Below are 22538 nucleotides of genomic sequence, written 5' to 3'. Positions count from 1 at the left end.
GAACCTTTCATTCTCCATGCCAGGCGAACACCCATGAGCCACGATGAAACCCTCCAGCCATCGCGACGCCGCTTCCTGAAACACTCCGCGCTGGGCGCCGCTGCGCTGCCGCTGCTGGGCGCCGGTACCGCCAGTGCGGGCGACACGGGCAGTGCACTGCCGCCCTCGATACTGGCGCTGGAACCGGTGGCGCCGCGCGCCGTGCCGATCACCGATGCCGAGCGCGAAGGACGCCTGCGCAAGGCACAGCGGCTGATGGCCGAGCACGGGATGGACGCGGTGTTCATGGGCGGCGGCAGTTCGCTCGAATACTTCACCGGCATGCACTGGTGGGTCAGCGAACGCACCACCGGCATGCTGCTGCCAAAATCGGGGGACCCGGTCTACATCACGCCGGCGTTCGAGCGCGAACGCACGCTGGAGCAGATCGCCTTCGGCAGGAAGGACGTGCGCACCTGGCAGGAGTTCGAGAGCCCGTACGCGCTGATCGCCGGCGTGCTCGCCGAATGGCGCATGGCCACCGGCACGCTGGGCATCGAGGAGCAACTGCGCTCGGCCACGCAGTTCGGCATCGCCGCCGCGGCGCCGCACGTGAAGCTGGTCAGCGCCACGCCGGTCACCGCCGGTTGCCGTGCGATCAAGAGCCCGGCCGAGCTGGCGCTGATGCAACTGGCCAACGACGCCACCCTGGCGGTGTACCACGCGGTGTGGAAGGCGTTGCAGCCGGGCATGACCCAGCAGCAGATTTCCGCCCTGGTGGATGCGGCCTACGCACGCCAGGGCCTGCGCGGCGACGCCAGCGTCAACGTCGGCGCGTTCACCGCCTCGCCGCACGGCTCGCCGCTGCCGCAGCACATCAGCGAGGGCACCGTGATCATGCTCGACGACGGCTGCAAGGTCGGCGGCTACCAGAGCGACCTCACCCGTACCTTCGTGCTGGGCAAGGCCAGCGACAAGATGAAGCGCGTGTTCGACATCGTGCACCGCGCGCAGCAGGCGGCGCTGAAGGCCGCGCACCCCGGCGCCACCATGGAATCGGTGGACGCCGCCGCGCGCAAGGTCATCGTCGACGCCGGCTACGGCCCCGGCTACAAGTACTTCAGCCACCGCCTCGGCCATGGCATCGGCATGGACATGCACGAGTGGTACTACCTCGTGCAGGGCAACAAGCGCGCGCTCGAAACGGGCATGACCTTCAGCGACGAGCCGGGCATCTACCTCCCCGGCGAGTTCGGCGTGCGGCTGGAGGACGACATGCACATCACCGACGACGGCGCACGCTGGTTCACCCCGCAGAGCCCGTCGATCGAACTGCCGTTCGGCTGATCGGCTGGCGTTTTCTTTGTACGGCCTGCGCGGCAGGCTATCCTGTCCGGCGGACAGCCTCGGGAGAACACCATGCAACTGGACCACCTGCGCGTCGCCGTCACCGGCGGTTTCGGCACCCTGGGCCTCGCCACGGTGCAGGCGGCGCTGGCCGCCGGCGCCCGCGTCGCCGCCATCGATCGTGCCCCCGCACCGAGCGCAGGCATCGGCGCGGCCAGCTGCATCGGCGGCGTCGACCTGGCCGATCCCGCCGCCGCGGCGAACGCGCTGGACACTGCCGCCGAGGCCATGGGCGGGCTCGACGCGCTGGTCAACATCGCCGGCATGTTTCGCTACGAGAGCGTGGCCGACGGCAACGCGGACACCTGGGACCTGCTCTACCGGGTCAACCTGCGCACCGCCGTCGCGGCGAGCCAGGCCGCGCTGAAACACCTGCATGCCGGCGGACGCATCATCAACATCGGCGCCGCGTCCGCGCTCAAGGCCGGCGCCGGCGTGGCGGCCTATACCGCCTCCAAGTCCGGCGTGATGCGTTTCACCGAATCGCTCGCCGAGGAGCTCAAGGAGCGCGACATCACCGTCAACGCGCTGCTGCCCAGCATCCTCGACACGCCGCCCAACCGCGCCGACATGCCGAAGGCCGACTTCACGCGCTGGGTCAAACCGGAGCAACTGGCCGACGTGATCGTGTTCCTGCTGTCGAAACAGTCCGCCGCCATCACCGGCGCCCTGATCCCGGTGACCGGGCGCGTGTGACCGTCGCCCCTCAACCCTCCAGCCGCCCACCACGACGCCCATGCCCACTCCCTCCGTGGTCGACCAGGCCAGCGCGCGCGCCGAGAACTTCCGCACCGGCTTCGCGGGCCAGCCGATGCGCGAGTACAAGGGCCTGCCGATCTACGCCGCCCCCGGATTGCATGAGGCGGCCACCGAACTGCTGGTCGGCGCGGCGAGCGCGGGCGCGCGCGTGCTGGAGTTCGGGGCCGGCAGCGGCGCGATGTCGTTGCGGCTGACCGACCTGGGTTTTCACGTCACCGCCAGCGACCTGTTTCCCGAAAGCTTCAAGCCGACCGACGTGCCCTTCGTCGCGGCCGACCTCAACGGCGCATTCGCCGCGCAATGGCCGCAGGGCTTCGACGCGGTGATGGCGCTGGAAATCGTCGAGCACCTGGAAAACCCCCGCGAGGTGCTGCGGCAGATCCGCGCCCTGCTGCCGGTCGGCGGGCAACTGGTGCTGTCCACGCCGAACATCGCCAACCCGGTCTCGCAGGCGCTGTTCCTGCGCACGGGCCAGTTCCAGTGGTTTCGCGACATCGACTACCGCGAACAGGGCCACATCACCCCGCTCAGCCCGTGGGTGCTGGAAAAGGCGCTGCAGGAAGCCGGCTTCACCATCCGCGCCGAACGCGCCGTCTCCAGCCCGTTCCGCCGCATCCGCCGGCTGGGCTGGACCGTGCGCCTGCTCGCACCATGGTTCGCCTTGTTCAACGGCCTGCCGCGCGCACGCCGCGGCGAGGTGTGGCTGGTGCGCGCGGAGGCGAGCTGACGTCGCCAGGCTCGGTGCAGCGCTTCGCCGGGGCCGACCGCTTCAATCCCGAGCGGGCGTGTCAAACCGATAAGCCGTGCTTCGCGCCGAAGCCCGCTGCCCGAAGACGCGGGCGAAATCGCCGAGTCGCACATACGGCGCGAGTGGCACGGTAGTGCGGAAGGCCAGGTGTTCGAGCAGGCAGAACAGCGACACTTCCAGCATGCCCAGATCGTGCGGCGGCAGGGTGGCGATGATCGAGGGCGCCCGCTCGTCAAGCCACGCCAGTGCGTTGCGCAGGCCCGTGGCCGCCTTGACGAAGTAGATGCTGTCCGGCGAAAGCCCCGCGATCTGCGTGCCGAACCCGAGCTGCACCTGGGCCTGCATCGCGTGCCAGACCAGCTCCTGCGCGTTGCGCGCCGGCGCGTCACGCAGATTCTCGGGCCAGAGAATCACGGCGGAGCGCGGGGCGAGCTCCGCCAGCGTGCGGCAGATGTTCTCGGTCCCGAAAACCACTGTCCCGCCATGACTGAGCACCGGCAACTTGAGGGCGGGGTTGCCCGTGTAGCTGCGCTCGTCCAGCGAGGCCAGGTCGTACACCGGCGCAAACTCGCAGGCCACGTCCAGCTCGAGCGCGAACATGCGCGCCAGACGGGTGTAGTGGGAGCTGCTGCGCCCGGTGATGCGCGGCAGCGGGCTCGCAGCGGCCTCGTCGGATCGAACGGACATCGCGGCGCCTCGCACAGGAGAGTCCCGTCATTATCGCCGCCGTCTGCGTCCCCCGATCAAGCGTCCTTCCCTCCCCCACCCGCCGGCAGCAGCACGCCCACGCCGAGCAGCGCGGCGATCGCGCCCAGCACGAAGATCACCGCCTCGCCGGAGGTGGCCAGGTGCGCCGACGGCAGCGCGCGGCTGACCCAGTCGATGCCAACTGCGTAGGCCAGCGTCATCAGGATCGCCGACGCCACGCCGATCGCCAACGCGTACCAGGCTCGGCGGCGCCCCTTGCCGCGGATGAACGCACCGAGGAGACCGCCGGCAACAGCCGCGGCCAGGAACAGCCACGGCGCGGTGAACACCACGGTGGCCGGTTGGGAAACCACGCCGGCGTCGGCGACACTCACGCTGGTGGAGCTGGCCGAATCAGAGCGCAGCCGCGCGGTGGCCACGCCCTGCGCGTCGAGCTTCACGTAGGTGGGGTCGAGCGAGCCGTGCTCGTTGCGCAGCGTCACCGGATAGCCGTCGGGCGTGACCAGGCCGCGGGCGCGCAGCGTGATCGCGGTCTGGCCGATGCCCCAGCCGGCGATCTGCGGATTGGCGGCGATCACCTCGATGGTGGGTTTCACCACCGGCAGGTCGATCGCGTTGCCGCGATCCTGCGGGTCGGCGCTGACCGACACGTGGTAGCGATCGCCGGGGAAATCCGGCACGGTCACGCGCACCGCATGCCAGCGCCCGACGTCGGCGATGCTGAGCGGCGCGGGCGTCACGTCGGAGGCACCGGCCGCGGTGATCGCCACGGTTACCGGCGTGTTCAGCGGGCGCCGATCGGCGGGATCGTCGAGATTGGACAGCGCCACCGAGAAGCCGCCGCGCCAGGCGGAATGCGCAGCGTCCAGCACCAGCCCGGTGTTGTCGGCGATGAGCGCAGCCAGCCGCACCGGGCTGGCCTCCGCCCCGGTGGTGGCGCTCACCACATAACCCAGCCGCACGGCGGATGTCTGCGCCCCGGCCGGCAGCGCCGCGCGCAGCGGCGCCGACAGCGCCACCCGGGTCGCGCCGGTACCGGTGCGGGTGACGAAGACCGAACCCGGCCGTGCCTGTTCGGCAACCGTATCGGGATTGACCACTTCGACATGGCTGCCGGACACCGCCTTCACCTCGCCGCTGCTCAGGGCCAGCGGGTCGAGATGGAACTTCTGCGCCGCCCGTGCGGCAGCCGGGCTGAGTACGGCGGCCGGCCTGGTGGTGGTTGCCGACGCCGGCAGCGGCGGCTGCCCCGCCACTACGTGCAGCATCGCATCACTCAACGCCACGTGTTGCTCCGCACTCGGGGCAGACACATGCGTGACGCTGCTCGCCGCCTTCGCCACCGGCACCAATGCCTCGTGCTTGTGCAACTGCTGCAGCGATTGCGCTGGCGGCTGCGCCAGTGCATCGACACTGCCGAGGCAGGCAAGGCCCGCGATCAACCCCATGGTGATGCATCTGCGCATGTCGTCCCCCGAAGGTTCGCCTAGGCCGTCAACCGCACCGGCGTCGTCAGCGGCCGCCGCGCCGGTCGATGCGCGCTGGCCGTGGTGATCGCGGCATACCAGTTGGTGAACGGCAGGTGCTCCGGCGCGTCGCGCATGTCGGCCCAGACCTGCTCGGCGAGATGGCGGAAGCGCGGATAGCGTTCGCGCTTCCAGCGCGCAGCCTGCATGCGGAACGGGCCGCGATCGAGTCGCGCGATCGCATGGGTGGTGGCGAAGCCGTGCTGGATCGGCACCACCCAGCCATCCTCCTGCACCACCAGCGGCGAGACCAGCGCGGCCAGCCGCGCATCGGCGGCCACGTCCGCGGCCACCGCCGGGCCGGCAAAGGCACGGCAGGGTTCGCGCGCGATCAGCTGGCGATCGGCCACGTCGTACTGCAAGGTCAGCTGCTCCCGGTACTGCCGCTGCAGCCGCGCCACTACGAGAAACCCGTACGCCAGCTCCAGGTCGTCCGGCGGACGCAGCTCGTACTCGCGGGCGCGGCCGACCTGTTCCAGCGGATGGATCTGCAGCAACCGCGCGCCCTCGGTCGCGGCAAGGCCGGCGACCCAATCCAGCTCCGGCAGGTTGTCCATGGTCAGCGTGAAGATGAAACCGAACGGCACGCCGGCCGCGCGCAGCAGGTCGAGTTTGGCGCGCATCTGCTCGAACGCATGCGCGCGGTTGCGCATGCGGTTGTGGCTCTCCGGCACGCCATCGAGGCTGATCGCCAGCAGCCCGAGATGCGGCGCCAGTTGCGCCAGCCGCCGCGCATCGAGCAGCAAACCGTTGCTGGTGACCGAGGTGGCGAAACCCAGCGACCGCGCGCAGGCCAGCAGGCGCGGCAGCGGCTTCCAGGTCAGCGGTTCGCCGCCGGACATGCCGATCGCGTTGTAACCCTCCCCCGCTGCGTCGGCGAGGAATCGCTCGAGCAGCTCCACGTCCAGCTCGCCGCGCTGCTCCGGACCGGAGGTCGAGTAGCAATGCCGGCAACGCAGGTTGCAGCGCAGCGTGGGGTGGATCTGGATGACGTTGACGACGTCGCCGGTCGGGCCCATGACGTTCTCGCGGCAAGGCAACGGCGGCCGGGCGATGGCTCCCGGCCACTTGGATGCATCAGTCGGCCTCTAGCGACCGGCGTTGCGGATATTCACTTCGAGCCGGAACCACTCCGGCACCGGGATGCCGTAGGGGAAGCACGATGCGCTGACCTGCAGCGTCGGACCGTTCAGCCGCATCAGCTGGCTCACCACCGGGCCGAGTTGCTTGGCGTTGACCTCCAGTTGTGCCTGGATCAGGTCGATCGCCGGCTGTCCGTATTTCCACCACCACTTCACTTCGTAATCGCTGCGTGCCATGCCGAGCGCCTTGGCAATGCCGGCGTGATCGTGCGGTTTGAGGGCGAACAGTTTGGCCGAGCCCCTGTTGACGTTGCTTGTGATCTTGCGAGTCGTGGCCATGAAGAAGCCTCCTGCGCTGGATTGCCGGTTGCCCGGGCGAAGGCGGCTGTGACAACCGGAACCCGGCGGCCTGCCCGCCGCCGGAGTCCGATCGCCCGCCCCCGACGCCATGTCCAGCAAGCGACATGCCAGCACGCAACGGCACCGCGACCGCGCCGCAGCGCGGCCGCCGCACGTCCACGCGCCGCGAACCGGGGCGCGAATGACCCGCTACCGCGTTCCCCCGGGTCAGGTGATACCCACCAGGCGTCATTCCTATTTGCACACTGCCGTGCGGAATGAACCCACGCCGCGCACCTCGCTTTTTTTCCTGCGGCGCTCCCGACATCCCTCGTGACTTTTCGCACGTGCCCGTGTCGGTGCATGCCCGCACCATGGCGTGACGGCGGCGCGCGGTCGCGCCGATGCAATGGCCGGCGAGGTCGGGCCCGGCGCCAATACTTCCCCACACCTGCCGCCACGGAGCGACGCATGACGAATCGATGGACGAGCTGTGGCCTGCTGGCGGCGCTGCTGTGGTCGGGCACGGCGCTGGCGCAGGTCGACCTGCCCGGGCTGGACCAGGGCATGACCGGTCCGTCGTCGCAGGTGCTGGTGCTGGGCAGCGTGCATCTGTCGCAGATGCCCGACGGGTTCAAGGCCGATACCTTGCAGCCGGTGCTGGCGAAGCTGGCCGCGTTCAGGCCCGACATCATCACCGTCGAGGCGATCCCCGGCGAAAGCTGCGCGATGATGAAACGCAACCCGGCGCTCTACGCGGCGCAAGACGTCGCGACTTATTGCAGCGACACCACGGCGGCGAAGAAAGCCACCGGCCTGGACGTTCCCGCTGCGGTGGCCGCGGTGAAGGAGTCGCTCGCACACTGGCCGGCACGGCCGCACGCGGCGCAGCGCCGGCACCTGGCCGCGCTGTTTCTCGCCAGCGGCGACGATGCCTCGGCGCTGACCCAGTGGCTGCAGTTGCCACAGGCCGAACGACACGCCGGTGATGGCCTGGACGATGCGCTGGCCACCCGCCTGCGCGAACTGCAGACGCGAAACGGCGAGGACCTGCAGATCGCCGCGCGCCTCGCCGCACGGCTGGGCCTGCAACGCGTGTATCCGGTCGACGACCACTCCGGCGACAACGTGGACGTGCCCGACGTGCCCGCTTACGCCAACGCGATCCGCAATGCCTGGGCCGCCAGCGCGGGCGAAGTGGCGGCCGATCGCAGACAACAGGAAACACTCACCGGTCGCGGCGACATGCTCGCGCTGTACCGCTTCATCAACCGGCCCGAGGTCCTGCGCAGGCAGATCGACGCCGACATGGGCGCGGCGATGCGCGATGAGTCGCCCGGCCACCTGGCGCGCATCTACGTCGCCGGCTGGGAGACGCGCAACCTGCGCATGGTGGCCAACGTGCGCGCGGCATTTCGCGAACGTCCCGGTGCCCGCGTGCTGTGCATCGTCGGCGCCACCCACAAGCCGTGGTTCGACAGCCTGCTGGGCCAGATGCAGGGCGTGGCCATCGTCGACGCGGAAAAAGTGCTGCAGTAACCGCCCCGGGAATCCCGCATGTTTCAGGCAAATCGACCGCGCCTGGCTGGCGCCCTCCTCATCCTCGTGGCCATGCTTGGCACGGGCTGCTCGGGCGTGGCCACGCGCGAGATCGAATCGGCGCGTGCCGAGGTGCATCGCGAGCCGCTGGGCATGAACGCCAAGGGCCATCCCGACGCCAGCATCGACGCCTCCGGCGCGGTGAAGATCGGCAACGATCCGCTGGCGCTCTCCGCTGCGCAGAAGGCCGAGGCGCTGCGCTACCGCGAGGCGGTGATCGCGCTGGTGGATCTCTCGCTGGACAAGGCCGCGCACATGACCCGGCACGTCATGGCCAGGACCGTGTTCGCGATGATGACCGGCCGCCTGGACAAGATGGAGAACAAACTGGAGCAGCAAGGCCTCGCTCTGTCCCACTCGCCCGAATTCTGCGCTGCGTTGGCTGACGTGGTGCAGCGCCAGGACCGGATGGTGCAAGCGGTGGTGAACCTGCGGCCCTACGCGCACATCAGCCAGCAGGAAGTAGACAACTGCGTGGCCGGCCGACCGTACCACGCAGGCATCTAGGACCTAGGACGCCGCACGATCCGCCGTCAGGGCTTCGTCGCGGCCACCCGCGACGGATCGTCGGCCGGATGCACGTAGTGGATCTGGAACGGCCCGTAGAAACTCAGGTCGATGACCACGCCCTCGTCCGCGGTATAGGCGTAGTGGTGGTGCATCGCCGGCAGCGACGCGTAGCTCATCGCCGGCAGCGCCTTGGCCGCGGCCTTGTCCACCTGGTCGCCCATGCCGATGTGGAAGGTTCCCTGCAGCACGGTGAAACCCTCCGCGGTCGGGTGCCAGTGCGGCGCGAGTACGGTGTGCGGCGGGATCTTCAGGCGCAAGGTGGTGAACCCTTCCGCGAACGGATTGCCGCTCAGCACCGCCAGTTGCACACCCTTGGGCAGCACCGGCGGCGCCGGCATCCATTTCAGGTCGCCGGGCGCGAGCTGCACGGCAGCAACAGCAGGCGGCGCGGCCGCGGCGGGGGTCGGGGCCAGTTCCAGTGAAAGCGCCAGCAAGGCGATCGCGCATGTCGTGTTCATGGGTGCATCCTCCGTTCGACAGAAGCTGTCCTCACGGAAGAACACCGTCGCGCCGCAAATTGCGACAGCGTTTCGTGGCGTGGCACCGTCGCCGCACTCTCGGCATGCAGGTACGCATTGAAACAAAGCTGCGGGGAGACGTCGAGCAGATGGCCCTTGCCGGCGATGCGGCGGCGGATGACTGCGGCCAGGCGGCGCACCGCCGGGTTCGGCACCGGCTGGCTGGCCTCGGCGCCAGGCCGGAACAGCCGCCGACTCACGCGCACGGCATGCGCGCCATGTTCAAGAGATTCCCGGCGACGCCGCTACAAGGCAGAGATGCCCCGCGGCGAACCGGGCCGGCCTGCGCCGGACCGCGCCGATTGGGGTATGGTTGAACTTCGCAACGGGGACCGCGACCGCAAGAGGCATCTGCATGAAGCGATGGCGCACGGCATGCATCGGAGGAGCGTTCTGTGGCCTGGCAGCGGCATTTGCGGCAGTGGCCGCGTCGCCGCCGCCGAGCGCCTCGACGTCCGCCGCCATGTCGCCCACCCCCGCGCGCATCCGCGTGGTCACCGACAACAACTATCCGCCCTTCCTGTTCCTCGACGGCAATGGCAAGCCGCAGGGCTACGAAGTCGACATGTGGCGGCTGTTCCAGCAGCGCACCGGCATCCAGGTGGAGCTGGAGCCGATGGCCTGGAGCGAAGCGCAGAAGGAGTTGCTGGCCGGCAAGGCCGACGTGATCGACATGATCTACCTCACGCCGGAGCGCGTGCCCCTGTACGAGTTCTCCGCACCGTACGCGAAGCAGGCCGTGGGCATCTACGTGGCGCGCAGCATCCGCGGCATCGCCGACAGCACCGGCCTGCGCGGCTTTCCCGTGGCGGTGGAGCGCGGCGACGCCTGCGCCGAACACATGCGAAGTCAAGGCATCACCGACCTGCACGAATACACCAATTACAAGGAGATCATCCAGGCTGCGGTCGGCGGCAACATCGGCGTGTTCTGCATGGACACCAACCCGGCCAACTACTACCTCTACCGCTACGCCGCGCTGGACAAGTTCTACCTCGCCTACATCCTCTATACCGGCCAGCCCCGCCGCGCCGTGCGCGCGGGCAACAGCGCGATGCTGCAGACGGTGGAGCGCGGCATGGCGATGATCACGCCGGCCGAACGCGCCGCCCTGCGTGAGCGCTGGCTGGATCGTCCCGCCATGTCGCAACCTTTCGCGCGGACGGCGCGCATCGCGCTGATCGTGGGACTGGCGCTGGCCGTGTTGCTGGCCTTGTGGGTATGGTCGCTGCGCCGCACGGTGGCCGTGCGCACCCGCGAGCTGCGCGCGCAGAAGCGCAACCTGCGCGCCCTGTTCGACGCCAGCCCGGACGCGATGTGGGTCAGCGACGGCAAGGGCGTGCTCACCGATTGCAACGACCGCGCCTGCGGCCTGTTCGGGCGCACGAGCGAATCGCTGCTCGGCCGCACGACGTTCGACGCCTTCGACGAGCGCAACACGCGCTTCGCCGCCGCATCGCGCTCGATGAGCCAGGGCGTGCTGTCGAACGGACAGCCGAGCAATGCGGTCGTGCCGTACGAGGCACCGGACGGCGACAGCCGGCAACTGGAACTGAGCAAGGTGCCGCTGCACGATCCCACCGGCGCGATCCACGGCGTGCTCACCGTGGCGCGCGACGTCACCCGGCGCCTGCACAGCGAGGCGCAACTGCGATTGTGGGCGCACGCGTTCCAGAACGCCGCCTTCGGCGTGGCCATCTGCGACTCGCGCACGCGCTTGCTGACCGCGGTCAACCCGGTGTTCGCCAGCGAGCGCGGCTACGCGCCCGAGGAAATGGTCGGCACGCCTGTCGACGCACTGTTCCCGCCCGACGTCCTTGCCCGCCAGCACGAACAATGGGCGCAGGCCGACCGCCTCGCGCACCTGGTCTGGGAAACCGAACAGATCACCCGCGACGGGCGTCGCTTTCCCGCGAAACTGGACTGCTCGGTGATCCACGACGAGGACGGCGCGGCGCTCTACGCGATCCTCTACGCGCAGGACATCACCGAGCGCAAACGCGCCGACAGCGAACTGCGCCTGGCCGCGGTGGCCTTCCAGACCCAGGAGGCGCTGATGGTGACCGACGCCCACGGCACCATCCAGCGCGTCAACCAGGCGTTCACCCGGCTCACCGGCTATCGCCTGGACGAGGTGCGGGGGCAGCCCTCGTCGCAGGTCTGGGCGCGCCGCGACGACAACGCGCCGGCGCACGAGCACCACGAGCAGCTCGGCCCCGACGGCTTCTGGCAGGAGGAGCGCTGGATCCAGGTCAAGCACGGCCAGCCGCGGGTGGTGCGCGCGGCCACTTCGGCAGTCGCCGACGCGCAAGGCCAGGTCACCCACCGCGTCTGCACCATGGTCGACCTGACCAGCGAGCGCGAGGCCCACGCCAGCGTCGACCACATGACCTTCTTCGACCCGCTCACCGATCTGCCGAACCGGCATTTCCTGCGCAACCACCTCAAGCACCTGCTGGGTCAGGCCGAAGGTTTTCGCGCGCTGCTGCTGCTGGTCGACCTGGACCACTTCAAGCGCGTCAACGATCTGCGCGGCCACGCCGCCGGCGATCACCTGCTGACCCTGATCGCGCAGCGCCTGCGCCGGCTGCTGGAAGACGGCTGCGTACTGGCGCGATTGGGCGGCGGCACGTTCGCGCTCGCCCTGCCGTGCGAGCGGAGCAACCGCAGCGAACGCGCGCAGCGCGCCCGCGAGTGCGCCGAGTGCGTGCGCGAGGCGCTGCACGAGCCGTTCCGGCTGGCCAGCGACGCGCCGGTGACGATCACCGCCAGCATCGGCTGGTCCGAGTTGGCGGCCGGCCACGACACGCCCGAATCGGCGCTGCGCGAGGCGGAGCTGGCGATGTACAGCGCCAAGGCGGCCGGCCGCGACCAGGTATGCCGCTTCGAGCCGGAGATGCTGGCCGAACTGGCGCAGCGCGACGGCCTCGTGCACGACCTGCGCGACGCGATCGCCCAAGGCGCGATGGCACTGAACCTCCAGGCGCAGGTCGACCGCTACGGCCGCGTGCTCGGCGCCGAAGCGCTGCTGCGCTGGACGCGCCGCGGCGTGGCGATATCGCCCACCGTGTTCATCCCGGTGGCAGAGGAGAGCGGGCTGATCCTGCCGCTGGGCGACTGGGTGCTGCAGCGCGCCTGCGAGTTGCTGGTGGCCTGGTCGAGCCGGCCGGCCACGCAGTCGCTGACCCTGGCGATCAACGTCAGCGCGCGGCAGTTCGCCCAGCCGCACTTCGTGGACGGCGTGTGCCAGGCGCTGGCGGCCACCGGTGCCGATCCGTCGCGGCTGAAACTGGAAATCACCGAAACCACGATCATGGACGACCTCGCCGAGGCGGCGGTCAAGCTCACCGCGCTGCGTGCGCAAGGCATCCGCATCTCGCTGGACGACTTCGGCACCGGCTATTCCTCGCTGACCTATCTCTCGCGCCTGCCGCTGGACCAGCTGAAGATCGACCAGTCCTTCGTTGCCTGCCTGCCGGAGGACGCCAACGGCGCGATGGTGGCGCAGACCATCATCGGCATGGGCCGCGGCCTGGGCCTGGAAGTGATCGCCGAAGGCGTGGAAACCATCGCGCAACGGCAGTTCCTGCTGACCCAGGGCTGCGACGTGTTCCAGGGTTATCTGATCGGCCACCCGCTGCCGCCGGCGGAGTTCGAGGCCACGCTGGAAGCGCACCCCGCGCCGGTCTGAATCGCCGCACCGCCCGTGCTTATGCATCGCCCGCCCGCTTGAGTAACGGCGCGACGGCCCAGATGTTCCGGAGCTCCCCCTCCAGCATGTGGCCATGTTCGACATCTTCCGCAACTGGCGCGCACGGCGCACCGTCACCCGGCGCCCGATCGCCGAAGCGCTCTGGCGCGAGGCGCTGCAACGCTGCACCGCCGCGCGCCGGCTGGGCGCGTCGGACCAGGCTGCGCTGCGCGTGCTGGCCACGCTGTTCCTCGAACGCAAATCGCTGGAGCCGGTGGAAGGCTTGCCGCTGGGCGACGTCGACCGCGTGTTGCTGGCGGCGCATGCCTGCATGCCCATCCTGAAACTGGGCATGGACTGGTACGACGGCTGGCACAGCATCATCGTCTACCCGGATGCATTCATGCCGCAGCGCCAGCACGTGGACGCCGCCGGCGTGGTCCACCAGGGCCACAGCCTGCTGGCCGGCGAGGCGTGGGGCCGCGGTCCGGTCATCCTGTCGTGGGCGGAAGTGCTGGACAGCGGAAAGAAGCCCGGCCACAACGTGGTCATCCACGAGATGGCGCACAAGCTCGACATGCTCAACGGCGAGGCGAACGGCTTCCCGCCACTGCACCGGCGCATGGATGCCAGGCGGTGGTCGCAGGTGTTCTCTGACGCATGGCATCGCCTCAAGCAGGCACGCAACAACGGCGACGAGCTGCCGATCGACGCGTACGCGCTGGAAAACCCGGCCGAGTTCTTCGCCGTGTGCAGCGAGCAGTTTTTCGAGGCTCCGGCCAACCTGCGCGAGCACTTGCCGGAGGTCTACCGGCAACTCGAGCTGTTCTATCGCCAGCATCCGCTGTAGGCCGGCGCCCGCCGCTTCATGCCGGCGACAGCAACTGCTCCGGGGAAATCACCGCGCAGCCGGGGGTCATCGCCAGCGCCGACTGCAGCAATGCCTGCGCGATTCGCGGCGCCGGGACGATGCGCCAGTGTCGCGGCACGATCGGCGCCAGCGCCTGCAGCACACGCATGCCGAGCTGCTCGCGCAGCCGCCGCCGCTCGCGCTCGCCGCCGATCAGCGAGGGCCGCAGCACGGTCAGCGAGGGATAACCCAGTGCCTGCACCGCCTGCTCCACCTCGCCCTTGATGCGCAGGTAGAAGTAGCGCGATGCCACGTCGGCACCCCATGACGAGGTCAGTGCGAAGGCCTGCGCGCCACCGGCCCGCGCCAGTCGCGCAAACGTCAGCACGTAATCGAAATCCACCCGCCGGAACGCCGCGGGCGAGCCGGCATCGCGCAGCGTGGTACCCAACGTGCAGATCGCCGCATCGGCCTGCCACCACGCGGCATCGGCCGGCAGCTGCTCGAAGTCGACCACGGGGTTCACCAGTTTGGGATGCGCCGGCAGCGGCCGCCGCGTCGGCGCCACCACCCGGGTGACGGCGGCATCATCCAGCGCCATCCGCAGCACCTCGCGTCCGACCAAGCCGGTGGCACCGCACAGCAACACTCGCGACATGCATGCCTCCGGAGGACAGGAAAACGCAATGGACGACTCGGCGGACCACGCGTCGAGCGTCCCGCGCTTCAGATGTTACCCGCGCGATGCGTCGCGACCGCGCCGGCCTCCGTCAGGGCGCCAGCACCTTCGGCACCAGCGCGTGCCAGCCCGGCATGTCCCACAGCAGGTTGACGGCAACAGCCACCGGCAGGAACAGGCCAAGCCAGATCAGATAGACCCGCTGCACCGGGCGCTGCCTGACCACGTCCCACAGGAACAGCGGCGACACCGCAAGCAGCGTGTAGAGGTCGGTCGAGAACGGACCGGGATGGATCGACGGCAACCAGCCGATGCGATCGATCGCCGCCTGCAGCGGCAAGGCTATGGCCAGGAACATCATCCGCTTGTGGAAGTCCGGATCGGTGCGTCGCGCACGCAAGGCGAGCCAGATGAAAACGGCAAACAGGATGCCGGCCTGCAGCTGCAGCAAGGCGATGTTGTCGAGGAAAAGGAGCGTCTGCTGGAGCTGTTCACGCACCGGCGACGGCGCGACGTGCGCCCCGTTCCAGACCTGTCGGTAAATCGTCGGGACCAGGAGGAAACCGGTGACGATGATGGCCGGGACCAGCACGAAAGCCAAGCGCCCCAGCAGCATGTGCCGCTGGCGCCGGCCGGTCGCCATCAGCCAGGACTGGACGAGCAGCAGGACCAGAAACGAGCCCATCAACACGGCATGCACATGCAGTACCGGCGGGAACGGCGGCCTTGCCCCGGCCCGGACCATGGCGACTTTCTGCAGCGAGTCCGGCACGAATCCGGTCAGCGTGATGGCGATGAAGAATGCCGCCATGAAGACCCAGATCCAGCGGTCGACGGCCGCCATGAGGTTCGGACTGGTGGGTAGGTCAAGCGCCTGCGCGTGATTCGTGGTCATGGCATCCCCGATTGGTTCTTTCCACAACGGATGGCTCAACCGGGCTCGGCCACCGAGTGGGTCGCGGCGCCGAGAGCACAGGTGAGTCCAACGGCACAGGCGCCGGTGTCCCAGCCGGACATCCAGGCAAACGGCGGCGTTCGTGCCTGCCCCAAAACTGGTACTTCCCCTCACTACCCCATCGCACACTCATGCGGTCGAGTACGACAAGGCACTCGCGCACGTCGCGCATGGTGAGCTTTCCCGGATGGGACCGCAACAGCCGGCCGGAGAGCCAAAAAGCTGCCAGGGACAATGCGAACGTGGAAGGTATGGATGGACGTCCAATCGGCCGCAGGGGCGGTGAACCGGCCTGTGCGTGGCCTGAGAAAATCGGGCATCCATTTCCGCAAACCTCGGCTACTCTGTCCGCTGCTTCCCCCCTGTTTCCGAACCGACCATGGGAGAATCACGATGATCCGTCGATGCTTGTTCCTGCCGCTGCTGGCAGTCCTGCTGGCGGGCTGCAATCCCGCGCCGAGGGCGGCCGGCGACGCCGCATCCGCGCGCGAAACCGCTGCGCCGCCGCTGTTCGATACCTTCGGCGACCTGCACCACGACGTGGCCACCCCGGTGCCCCTGGCGCAACGCCATTTCGACCAGGGCCTGCGCATGGCGTACGGCTTCAACCACGAGGCGGCCGGGCGCAACTTCGCCGAGGCGGCGCGACTGGACCCGCAATGCGCGATGTGCGTCTGGGGCCAGGCGCTGGTGCTGGGGCCGAACATCAACCTGCCGATGGACCCGGCCCACGCGAAGGACGCCACCGCCCTCGCCGCGCGCGCGGCCAGCCTGGCCGCCACCGCACGTCCGGTCGATCGCGCGCTGATCCAGGCACTGCAACTGCGTTATGCCGACCCGGCGCCGGAAGATCGCGCACCGCTGGACCGCGCCTATGCCGAAGCGATGGCGCGCGTGGTCGCGCAATTCCCCGAGGACGACGATGCCGCCACCCTGTACGCGGAGGCGTTGATGGATCTCTCGCCCTGGGCGTACTGGGAAAAGGACGGCACCCCGGCCCGGTTCACCCCGCGCCTGCTCGGCGAACTGGAACGCGTGCTGGCGCGCAACCCGCGCCACATCGGCGCGATGCACTACTACATCCACGCCACCGAATCCTCGCCCGAGCCACAGCGCGCCGAACCCCACGCCGACGCGCTGGCCGCGCTGGCGCCCGGTTCGGGCCACCTGGTGCACATGCCCGCACACACCTACATCCGCGTCGGCCGCTACCACGACGCGACCCTGACCAACCTCGCCGCCACCACCGCCGACAAGGATTTCCTGGCGATGTGCCGCGGCAGCAACGGCGTCTATCCGCTGGGCTACGTGCCGCACAACTGGCACTTCGCCACGATGACGACAGGCCTGACCGGCTCGCGCACCCTGGCGCTGCAGGCGGCCGAGCAGACTGCACGGCGCGCCGACCGTGCCGCAATGGGCGCGGCGCCAATGGAGTTCATGCAGCAATTCGTGGTCACGCCTCTGCTCACGCAAGTCCGCTTCGGCGACTGGGACGCGATTCTTGCCGACACCGCCGCGTCACCGGAACTGCCATACCCCGCGGCGATCCGTCACTTCGCCCGCGGCATGGCACACACGCGCAAGGGCACCCTGATCGAAGCCGCTCGCGAAGCCGACGCCCTGCATGCGATCGCCGTCGATCCGGCAATGGCGAAAGTAAGCTTCTTCGACATCAACCACGCCGATGGCGTGCTGCGCGTGGCCGACGCCCTGCTGCGCGGGGAACTGCTGCGCGCACAAGGCAAGTACGCGCAGGCCATCGCCGCGCTGCACGAAGCGGCAGCCGCCGAGGATGCGCTGGCCTACAACGAACCGGCCGACTGGCCGCTCCCGGTCCGCCCCTACCTCGGCGCCGCGCTGCTCGAAACCGGCAATGCCGCGGGCGCGGCGGAAGCATTCAACCAGGACCTGAAAACCTACCCGCTCAACGGCTGGTCGCTGTTCGGCCTGGCGCAGGCCCAGCAAAAGCTCGGTCAGGTCGACGCCGCGCGCGAAACCTCGAAGCTGCAGGCGACCGCATGGCAATGGGCCGATGCGCCGCTGACGACGGCACGATACTGATAGCGAAGAGACCCCTCGCCGTCTCGTCGTGCCGTCATTCCGGCCAAGGTGCGCGGCCGTCGTCGTCGGCGCCACGGCCCCCGGAATTCCACGCCCTCGCAGGAGCCCGCTCCTGGGGTTGGGAAGTCGACGGGACCGGGGCGGCGCAACGCGTTCAACGCCGTCGTGTCGATTGTTCCGGGCCACGCTTCGCCGTGCGTACGCCATGGCCCGCACACTGCCGGGCGGCGACAAACGCTTTCCCGTCCGGTTACCCTGCCGAAGCCGCACCGGCTCCGCCGGTCGCGCGGCGCGTGCCATTCCCGGGTCTTTCGCATGTTGAGCAGCATCCGCACCACCGCACCGCTGTTGTCGAGCACCGTGTTCCTGTTGATGGGCGTCGGCCTGCTGCACACGCATATCGCGTTGCAGGGCGAGGTGCTGGGCTTCTCCGTGGCGATGATCGGCGTGCTGACCTCGGCCTATTACACCGGTTTCCTGGTCGGCACCTACACCGTGCCCCGGCTGACGCATCGCTTCGGCCATATCCGCACCTTCGCCTTCTGCACCTCGCTGCTGGCGGTGGTGGTGCTGGTGCAGGCACTGACCTCGGCCTACGCGGCATGGCTGGTGCTGCGCGTGTTGCAGGGGCTGCTGCTGGTGGGCCTGTACGCGATCATCGAGAGCTGGCTGAACACCGCCGCCGATCCGAAGCATCGCAGTTCGGTGTTCGCCGTCTACATGATGCTGAACCTCGGTGCCAGCGCGATCGCGCAGCAGTTCCTGCACATCGGCGGCGAGGGCTTCGTGTTGTTCTGCGTGGTGGCGATCCTGGTCTGCGCGGCGAACCTGCCGGTGGTGATGACCCCGCAGCCGCAGCCGTCCATCCATGCCGCGCCGCGCGTCCAGGTCGGGCGCATGTTCCGGCTGGTGCCGACCGCGCTGGTCAGCGCACTGATCTCGGGCATGGTGCTGGGCGCGTTCTGGGGCCTGCTGCCGTTGTATGCGGCCGCGCGCGGTCTCGGCGCGGCCGAAGTCGGCACCTACATGAGCGTGGCGATCGCCGGTGGCGTGGTGCTGCAACTGCCGCTGGGACGGTTGTCCGACCGCATCGACCGGCGCCTGGCGCTGGCGTTGATCAGCGCCACCGCGGCATTGGCGGCGCTGGCCAACCTGGTGTTGCCGAACGCCGGCCACACCATCGCCATGCTGCTGGTATTCGCCTTCGGCGGCATGAGCTTCGCGGTGTACCCGATCGCGGTGGCGCACCTGGTGGACTATCTGCGCCGCGACGAGCTGCTGTCCGGATCGAGCACGGTGCTGCTGGTCAACGGCATCGGCTCGGCGGTGGGGCCGCTGCTGGCGGGCACGCTGATGAGCCTGACGCGGCCGACGCTCCTGTTCGGCTGGTTCGCGGTGCTCGACAGCCTGCTGGCCGGCTACGCGCTGTACCGCTTCATGCGCCGCAAGCGCGAAGTGACGCCGGACGACAACTTCGTGCCGCTGGTGCACACCACGCCGGGCGCGATGGACATGCATCCCGATGTGCCGGAGCGATCAGCCTAGGCCGCGCTTCCTCATCATTCTTCAGCCGTGCGAGGCGTCGCTACGACGGCGGCGGCCGCGCACCCGCCGTGATCCCGCAGCGATCTTCGCTGCAAGCCTCTGCCGCGGGCGCCGCGTCTGCCATCTGCGGGCGCGACTGCTCCAGCTCTGCCAGCAACGTACCGATCTCCGCGCCGAGCAGCAGGTCATCGTGCTGGCCGAACACCTGCCGACGCAACCGCCCCTGCGCGTCGATCAGGATCGTGGTCGGCGTGCCCTGCATGGCATACGCGCGCATGGTGCACGGAATCGGATCGCCGGCCGGGCCGGGCGCATCGATGCCGACCGGAAACGCGATGCGGTATTCGTACAGGAACGCGCGCAACGACTCCGGCCCCATCGCCGCGTGGTGCTCGAACACCGTGTGCAAGCCGACCACCGCCAGCGGCGCGCCCTCGAACAGCTTCGCCACGCGCTGCGCCTGCGGAATGCCGTGCGCCACGCAACCCGGACAGAGCATCTGGAACGCGTGCAGCAGCACCACCCGCCCGCGAAAATGGCCGAGGGTCAATGGCTCGGGCGTGTTCAACCAGGCGCTGGTGCGCCACTCGGGGGCTGCTGCGGACGTCATCGCAATCTCCATCCCTGCTGCACGACCCGCGGCGCCAGCTGCCGCGGGCATCACTTCAACCACGCAGCGTACATCTTCCCTGCTTCACTGGCGGCGCACCGGACTCGACAGTCGTCCGGGGTACGGCCATCGGCGAATCGGCGCGCTGTCGTGTTTCCGGCGGGATGGCTACGGGACGCAGGCTGGCCCGTGACTCGCCGCAAACTTTCGCCCTAGCCTCCCGGCCCTGTCCAGCGACCGGCCGCCGCGTTTCCATCGCATGCGCCCTTCATTTCGGGATGCGACGCGCCATCGCCTGTGCAAAAGCCAGCAGTTCCAGCGCGGCGTCGTCATGGTCGGGATTCAGGCTGGCAATGAAATCCTCTTGCCCTCCCGCCTCTTCGAGCGAATGCGCGAAGCGAGCGTTCCACGTCACCGCCACATCCAGCGCCATCGCGTACGGCAGCAGGCTCGCCTGGAGTTCGGGATGGAGCGACGGCTTGTAGCGCGCATCCATGTCCTGCTGTTCGGCGGTGCCGAGGTACCAGCGGAAGCCGTGCAGCTTGCGCCGCAACGGCGTCTCCCGCGGCGGTTGGCGCAGCAACCACCAGCCCGCGGCGACCTGGCCGGCGAGCAGCGCGGCGCCCGTCAGCCAGTCCAGCCGGTCGCCGCCGCCCAGCAATCCGATCGCGGCGATCGCGGCCACGACGTACACCTGCGCGCGAGTGGCGCGCAGGATCGCAAGCGGGACCACGTCCATCAGCATCGCCACGACGAGCGCACCGACGAGGCTGGGAGCCGCAATCTCGCCCAGGATCACGAAACGACTGTCGATGCCGAAGAACAACAGCGTGGCGCCGGTCAGCGCGGTCAGCCAGCCGGGGATCAACAGCCAGGCGGGATCGCCTGGACGTTCGCCCGCGCAGCGATTCTCCAGCGCACGCCGGAAAGCAAGCTCGGCAAGGCCGGTGCTGTCGGCATGGGCCTCGGAGAACTCCGCCGTGGGGCCAAACGCGAACAACGCCGAACGCAGCCGGTGTTCGTCCATCGTCAAGGCCGGGGCAAGGTCACCGCCGGTTCGCGTTGCCACCCATGTGCCATCGTCCTGCCGGGCCAGCGTGAGCCCACCCTTGGCGGCGATGCCGAGCACGCCGGTGGCAAAGCATTTTTCATCCCAGGCACCGTGCCACAGCAACCGCACGGCGCCGGCGGACCAGCCGGTCGGCGGCTCGTACTCCACGATCACGGGTTTGCCGTCGCCGCCGCCGGTGAAGAAAATTTTCGCCAGGAGGTAGTACAACGCCAGCACGGCCAGCCACACGGTGCCGTTGAACATCCAGGCCGGCCCCGCCGACAAAAGGGGGGTCGATGCCTCGGCCACCTCGGGAAACGTGAGCACCGCGCCCAACACCTGCCCCGGCGCGACGGCATCGTGCCAACCCAGGTCGACCTTGGTTCCGGTGACTCGGCGATCCCCTGCCGTGACAGGCGCACCGTCGAGCTGGAACTGCGCATGGATCTGACTGGAAGGCGTTTCCTGCGGCAGCTTCACCACCAATTTCGCACGCTGCAGCGACAGTCGATCGGTGGCCGAGGTGAGCGGCCAAACGAGCTTGCCATCGTCGACCGCCTTGTACAGGACGCGGTAATCGAGTTCGAACAACTGCATCCCCACGCGACGTGTCGGATGCACGGTGATACGCACGCCATCGCCCAGCGGCGCAACCTCGGTCGTCACCCCGTCGCCGTTCTCGGCAGCCCCCATCAGGAACACGTCGCGAAGTGCGAGCTTGCGGCCCGGAAGAACCAGGTCGCGATGGAACTCCCACGGGGTCGCCGCGTTGACCTCCGTAGTCTCGCTGACCTCGATCGAGTAGTCGTGGTTGACCCAGATCGACGTATCGCGCGTCATCGTGGTGGGTTCGACACCGGACTGACCGGCGTCCTGCGCCATCGCACTGCCGGCGGCAAGCGTCACGGCAACGAGGCACAACATGCGCGAGATCCGATGCCGCACGAGACCGCCGGCAAGCCTCATGCAGGCTCCCCGAGCCTGACCTGGACATTGGCCCTGGCATCGGCGTCGGCGGCGAAGAACTCCGCGGGCCTGAAGGCGAGCGGCGCGGCGATCAGCAAGGTGGGAAACGTTTCGCGCGCCGTGTTGTACTCGCGCACCGAGCCGTTGTAGAAGCGCCGGGCGTGCTGCAAGGTGTTCTCCACCTCCACCAGCTCGTCCGAAAGCTGGCTGAAGTTCCCGCTGGCCTTGAGCTCCGGGTAAACCTCGCCCAGCGCGACCAGGCGCACCAGTTGCTGGCCCAACGCAATCTCGGGCGCGATCCGCTGCGCCGGGGTTCCGCCGCGCATCGCCGCGCTGCGCTCGGCGGCGACACGTTCCAGCAACTGCCGCTCATGGCTGGCGTAACCCTTGACCGCTTCGACCAGCATGGGCACCAGATCGTGGCGACGCTGCAACTGCACGTCGACATCGCTCCACGCGTTGCGAACCTGATTGCGCAGCCGCACCAGTCGATTGAACAGCCAGACCGCGCCGACGACGAGCAGCAGGCCCGTTGCGTAGAAAATCAAATGAGCGTCCCCTCGCGCCCGATTCGCGGGCGCTGCAATCCGACGGCACAGCCGACCGGTACATTCCCCATACCCTGTGCGACCGCCACCTGCGCCGCCGGGCCATTCTGGCGACAGCACGCGCCGGGTTCAACTGCCGCCGAAAGCGGAATGAAGGAAGTCAATCGAGGCCATGGAGGAAAAGACCATCGGCCACCTGGTGAGCTTGCGCCGTCCGAGGCCGCCGAAGCACGCGGACATCGAGCAGAGGGCACTGACTTTCTCCGCCCCGGTTTCGCTTGCCTGGTTTGACGCCCCTGAAATGCGGTGCAATTCTGCGTCACGACGATCCATGGAGGATCGAG

The 22538-nt window shown here is 69.0% G+C and carries 20 protein-coding genes; 9 read left to right on the top strand and 11 right to left on the bottom strand.

Features of this window, described 5'->3' with window-relative positions; genetic code table 11:
* Window positions 1-33: 33 nt before the first annotated feature.
* From ACVCL9_RS02360 to ACVCL9_RS02350, 3 genes are all read left to right on the top strand, one after another.
* Window positions 34-1326, top strand: coding sequence for a M24 family metallopeptidase (locus tag ACVCL9_RS02360; protein ID WP_447099272.1), 1293 nt, complete (start codon window positions 34-36; stop codon window positions 1324-1326).
* Between the two features lie 72 nt (window positions 1327-1398).
* A complete protein-coding gene (locus ACVCL9_RS02355; protein ID WP_447099273.1) occupies window positions 1399-2082 on the top strand; it encodes an SDR family NAD(P)-dependent oxidoreductase in 684 nt (227 codons plus the stop codon).
* Window positions 2083-2122: 40 nt separating this feature from the next.
* Window positions 2123-2872, top strand: coding sequence for a class I SAM-dependent methyltransferase (locus ACVCL9_RS02350; RefSeq protein ID WP_447099274.1), 750 nt, complete (start codon window positions 2123-2125; stop codon window positions 2870-2872).
* Window positions 2873-2914: 42 nt separating this feature from the next.
* Here ACVCL9_RS02350 and ACVCL9_RS02345 read toward each other — a convergent pair whose 3' ends face one another.
* From ACVCL9_RS02345 to ACVCL9_RS02330, 4 genes are all read right to left on the bottom strand, one after another.
* Window positions 2915-3580: a glutathione S-transferase N-terminal domain-containing protein gene (locus ACVCL9_RS02345; protein WP_447099275.1), complete on the bottom strand. Its 666-nt coding sequence runs from the start codon at window positions 3578-3580 to the stop codon at window positions 2915-2917.
* A gap of 56 nt (window positions 3581-3636) precedes the next feature.
* Window positions 3637-5067, bottom strand: a complete 1431-nt coding sequence (locus tag ACVCL9_RS02340; protein WP_447099276.1) for a hypothetical protein — start codon at window positions 5065-5067, stop codon at window positions 3637-3639.
* 20 nt (window positions 5068-5087) lie between these two features.
* Window positions 5088-6146, bottom strand: coding sequence for a radical SAM protein (locus tag ACVCL9_RS02335; protein ID WP_447099277.1), 1059 nt, complete (start codon window positions 6144-6146; stop codon window positions 5088-5090).
* Window positions 6147-6215: 69 nt separating this feature from the next.
* Complete coding sequence (locus tag ACVCL9_RS02330; protein WP_447099278.1) at window positions 6216-6548, bottom strand: hypothetical protein; 333 nt, start codon at window positions 6546-6548, stop codon at window positions 6216-6218.
* A gap of 471 nt (window positions 6549-7019) precedes the next feature.
* Between ACVCL9_RS02330 and ACVCL9_RS02325 the strand changes: the two genes are divergently transcribed.
* The gene (locus tag ACVCL9_RS02325; protein WP_447099279.1) at window positions 7020-8087 is read left to right on the top strand and encodes a DUF5694 domain-containing protein; all 1068 of its coding nucleotides are present in this window, start codon (window positions 7020-7022) and stop codon (window positions 8085-8087) included.
* An 18-nt stretch (window positions 8088-8105) separates the two neighbouring features.
* The gene (locus ACVCL9_RS02320; protein WP_395117426.1) at window positions 8106-8654 is read left to right on the top strand and encodes a hypothetical protein; all 549 of its coding nucleotides are present in this window, start codon (window positions 8106-8108) and stop codon (window positions 8652-8654) included.
* A gap of 26 nt (window positions 8655-8680) precedes the next feature.
* Here ACVCL9_RS02320 and ACVCL9_RS02315 read toward each other — a convergent pair whose 3' ends face one another.
* Window positions 8681-9175, bottom strand: a complete 495-nt coding sequence (locus ACVCL9_RS02315) for a cupin domain-containing protein (RefSeq protein WP_447099280.1) — start codon at window positions 9173-9175, stop codon at window positions 8681-8683.
* 523 nt (window positions 9176-9698) lie between these two features.
* Between ACVCL9_RS02315 and ACVCL9_RS02310 the strand changes: the two genes are divergently transcribed.
* Window positions 9699-12926 (top strand): EAL domain-containing protein, encoded by a 3228-nt coding sequence (locus ACVCL9_RS02310; protein ID WP_447099281.1) that lies wholly within the window; start codon window positions 9699-9701, stop codon window positions 12924-12926.
* A gap of 94 nt (window positions 12927-13020) precedes the next feature.
* Window positions 13021-13776, top strand: a complete 756-nt coding sequence (locus ACVCL9_RS02305) for a M90 family metallopeptidase (protein ID WP_395117418.1) — start codon at window positions 13021-13023, stop codon at window positions 13774-13776.
* A gap of 16 nt (window positions 13777-13792) precedes the next feature.
* Here the strand turns inward: ACVCL9_RS02305 and ACVCL9_RS02300 are convergent, their stop codons facing one another.
* On the bottom strand, window positions 13793-14434 hold the full coding sequence (locus tag ACVCL9_RS02300) for an NAD-dependent dehydratase (RefSeq protein WP_447099282.1): 642 nt from the start codon (window positions 14432-14434) through the stop codon (window positions 13793-13795).
* Window positions 14435-14546: 112 nt separating this feature from the next.
* Complete coding sequence (locus ACVCL9_RS02295; RefSeq protein WP_447099283.1) at window positions 14547-15350, bottom strand: hypothetical protein; 804 nt, start codon at window positions 15348-15350, stop codon at window positions 14547-14549.
* Between the two features lie 453 nt (window positions 15351-15803).
* Here ACVCL9_RS02295 and ACVCL9_RS02290 point away from each other — a divergent pair, with 453 nt between their 5' ends.
* A complete protein-coding gene (locus ACVCL9_RS02290; protein ID WP_447099284.1) occupies window positions 15804-17474 on the top strand; it encodes a tetratricopeptide repeat protein in 1671 nt (556 codons plus the stop codon).
* A 315-nt stretch (window positions 17475-17789) separates the two neighbouring features.
* Window positions 17790-19019, top strand: coding sequence for an MFS transporter (locus ACVCL9_RS02285; protein ID WP_447099285.1), 1230 nt, complete (start codon window positions 17790-17792; stop codon window positions 19017-19019).
* Window positions 19020-19059: 40 nt separating this feature from the next.
* On the opposite strand, the gene ACVCL9_RS02280 is transcribed toward ACVCL9_RS02285, so the two are convergent.
* The 4 genes from ACVCL9_RS02280 to ACVCL9_RS02265 all read right to left on the bottom strand — a co-directional run bounded on the left by ACVCL9_RS02280 (window position 19060) and on the right by ACVCL9_RS02265 (window position 22527).
* Window positions 19060-19629, bottom strand: coding sequence for a peroxiredoxin family protein (locus tag ACVCL9_RS02280; protein ID WP_447099286.1), 570 nt, complete (start codon window positions 19627-19629; stop codon window positions 19060-19062).
* Window positions 19630-19897: 268 nt separating this feature from the next.
* A complete protein-coding gene (locus ACVCL9_RS02275; RefSeq protein WP_447099287.1) occupies window positions 19898-21562 on the bottom strand; it encodes a hypothetical protein in 1665 nt (554 codons plus the stop codon).
* Window positions 21563-21642: 80 nt separating this feature from the next.
* Window positions 21643-22194 (bottom strand): LemA family protein, encoded by a 552-nt coding sequence (locus ACVCL9_RS02270; RefSeq protein ID WP_395117404.1) that lies wholly within the window; start codon window positions 22192-22194, stop codon window positions 21643-21645.
* A 129-nt stretch (window positions 22195-22323) separates the two neighbouring features.
* Window positions 22324-22527, bottom strand: coding sequence for a hypothetical protein (locus ACVCL9_RS02265; protein ID WP_447099288.1), 204 nt, complete (start codon window positions 22525-22527; stop codon window positions 22324-22326).
* Window positions 22528-22538: the final 11 nt, after the last annotated feature.

This window comes from Rhodanobacter sp. UC4438_H5, assembly GCF_052978405.1.
This window is presented reverse-complemented; position numbering and strand designations above follow the sequence as displayed.

Excerpts from the sequence above, each read along its gene's own strand:
- ACVCL9_RS02360 (WP_447099272.1), top strand. The coding sequence starts at position 34 with ATGAGCCACGATGAAACCCTCCAGCCATCGCGACGCCGCTTCCTGAAA.
- ACVCL9_RS02265 (WP_447099288.1), bottom strand. The coding sequence starts at position 22,527 with ATGGATCGTCGTGACGCAGAATTGCACCGCATTTCAGGGGCGTCAAAC.
- ACVCL9_RS02320 (WP_395117426.1), top strand. The coding sequence starts at position 8,106 with ATGTTTCAGGCAAATCGACCGCGCCTGGCTGGCGCCCTCCTCATCCTC.
- ACVCL9_RS02355 (WP_447099273.1), top strand. The coding sequence starts at position 1,399 with ATGCAACTGGACCACCTGCGCGTCGCCGTCACCGGCGGTTTCGGCACC.
- ACVCL9_RS02290 (WP_447099284.1), top strand. The coding sequence starts at position 15,804 with ATGATCCGTCGATGCTTGTTCCTGCCGCTGCTGGCAGTCCTGCTGGCG.
- ACVCL9_RS02350 (WP_447099274.1), top strand. The coding sequence starts at position 2,123 with ATGCCCACTCCCTCCGTGGTCGACCAGGCCAGCGCGCGCGCCGAGAAC.
- ACVCL9_RS02325 (WP_447099279.1), top strand. The coding sequence starts at position 7,020 with ATGACGAATCGATGGACGAGCTGTGGCCTGCTGGCGGCGCTGCTGTGG.
- ACVCL9_RS02285 (WP_447099285.1), top strand. The coding sequence starts at position 17,790 with ATGTTGAGCAGCATCCGCACCACCGCACCGCTGTTGTCGAGCACCGTG.
- ACVCL9_RS02280 (WP_447099286.1), bottom strand. The coding sequence starts at position 19,629 with ATGACGTCCGCAGCAGCCCCCGAGTGGCGCACCAGCGCCTGGTTGAAC.
- ACVCL9_RS02295 (WP_447099283.1), bottom strand. The coding sequence starts at position 15,350 with ATGACCACGAATCACGCGCAGGCGCTTGACCTACCCACCAGTCCGAAC.
- ACVCL9_RS02330 (WP_447099278.1), bottom strand. The coding sequence starts at position 6,548 with ATGGCCACGACTCGCAAGATCACAAGCAACGTCAACAGGGGCTCGGCC.
- ACVCL9_RS02335 (WP_447099277.1), bottom strand. The coding sequence starts at position 6,146 with ATGGGCCCGACCGGCGACGTCGTCAACGTCATCCAGATCCACCCCACG.
- ACVCL9_RS02315 (WP_447099280.1), bottom strand. The coding sequence starts at position 9,175 with ATGAACACGACATGCGCGATCGCCTTGCTGGCGCTTTCACTGGAACTG.
- ACVCL9_RS02345 (WP_447099275.1), bottom strand. The coding sequence starts at position 3,580 with ATGTCCGTTCGATCCGACGAGGCCGCTGCGAGCCCGCTGCCGCGCATC.
- ACVCL9_RS02340 (WP_447099276.1), bottom strand. The coding sequence starts at position 5,067 with ATGCGCAGATGCATCACCATGGGGTTGATCGCGGGCCTTGCCTGCCTC.
- ACVCL9_RS02300 (WP_447099282.1), bottom strand. The coding sequence starts at position 14,434 with ATGTCGCGAGTGTTGCTGTGCGGTGCCACCGGCTTGGTCGGACGCGAG.
- ACVCL9_RS02305 (WP_395117418.1), top strand. The coding sequence starts at position 13,021 with ATGTTCGACATCTTCCGCAACTGGCGCGCACGGCGCACCGTCACCCGG.
- ACVCL9_RS02275 (WP_447099287.1), bottom strand. The coding sequence starts at position 21,562 with ATGGCGCAGGACGCCGGTCAGTCCGGTGTCGAACCCACCACGATGACG.
- ACVCL9_RS02310 (WP_447099281.1), top strand. The coding sequence starts at position 9,699 with ATGTCGCCCACCCCCGCGCGCATCCGCGTGGTCACCGACAACAACTAT.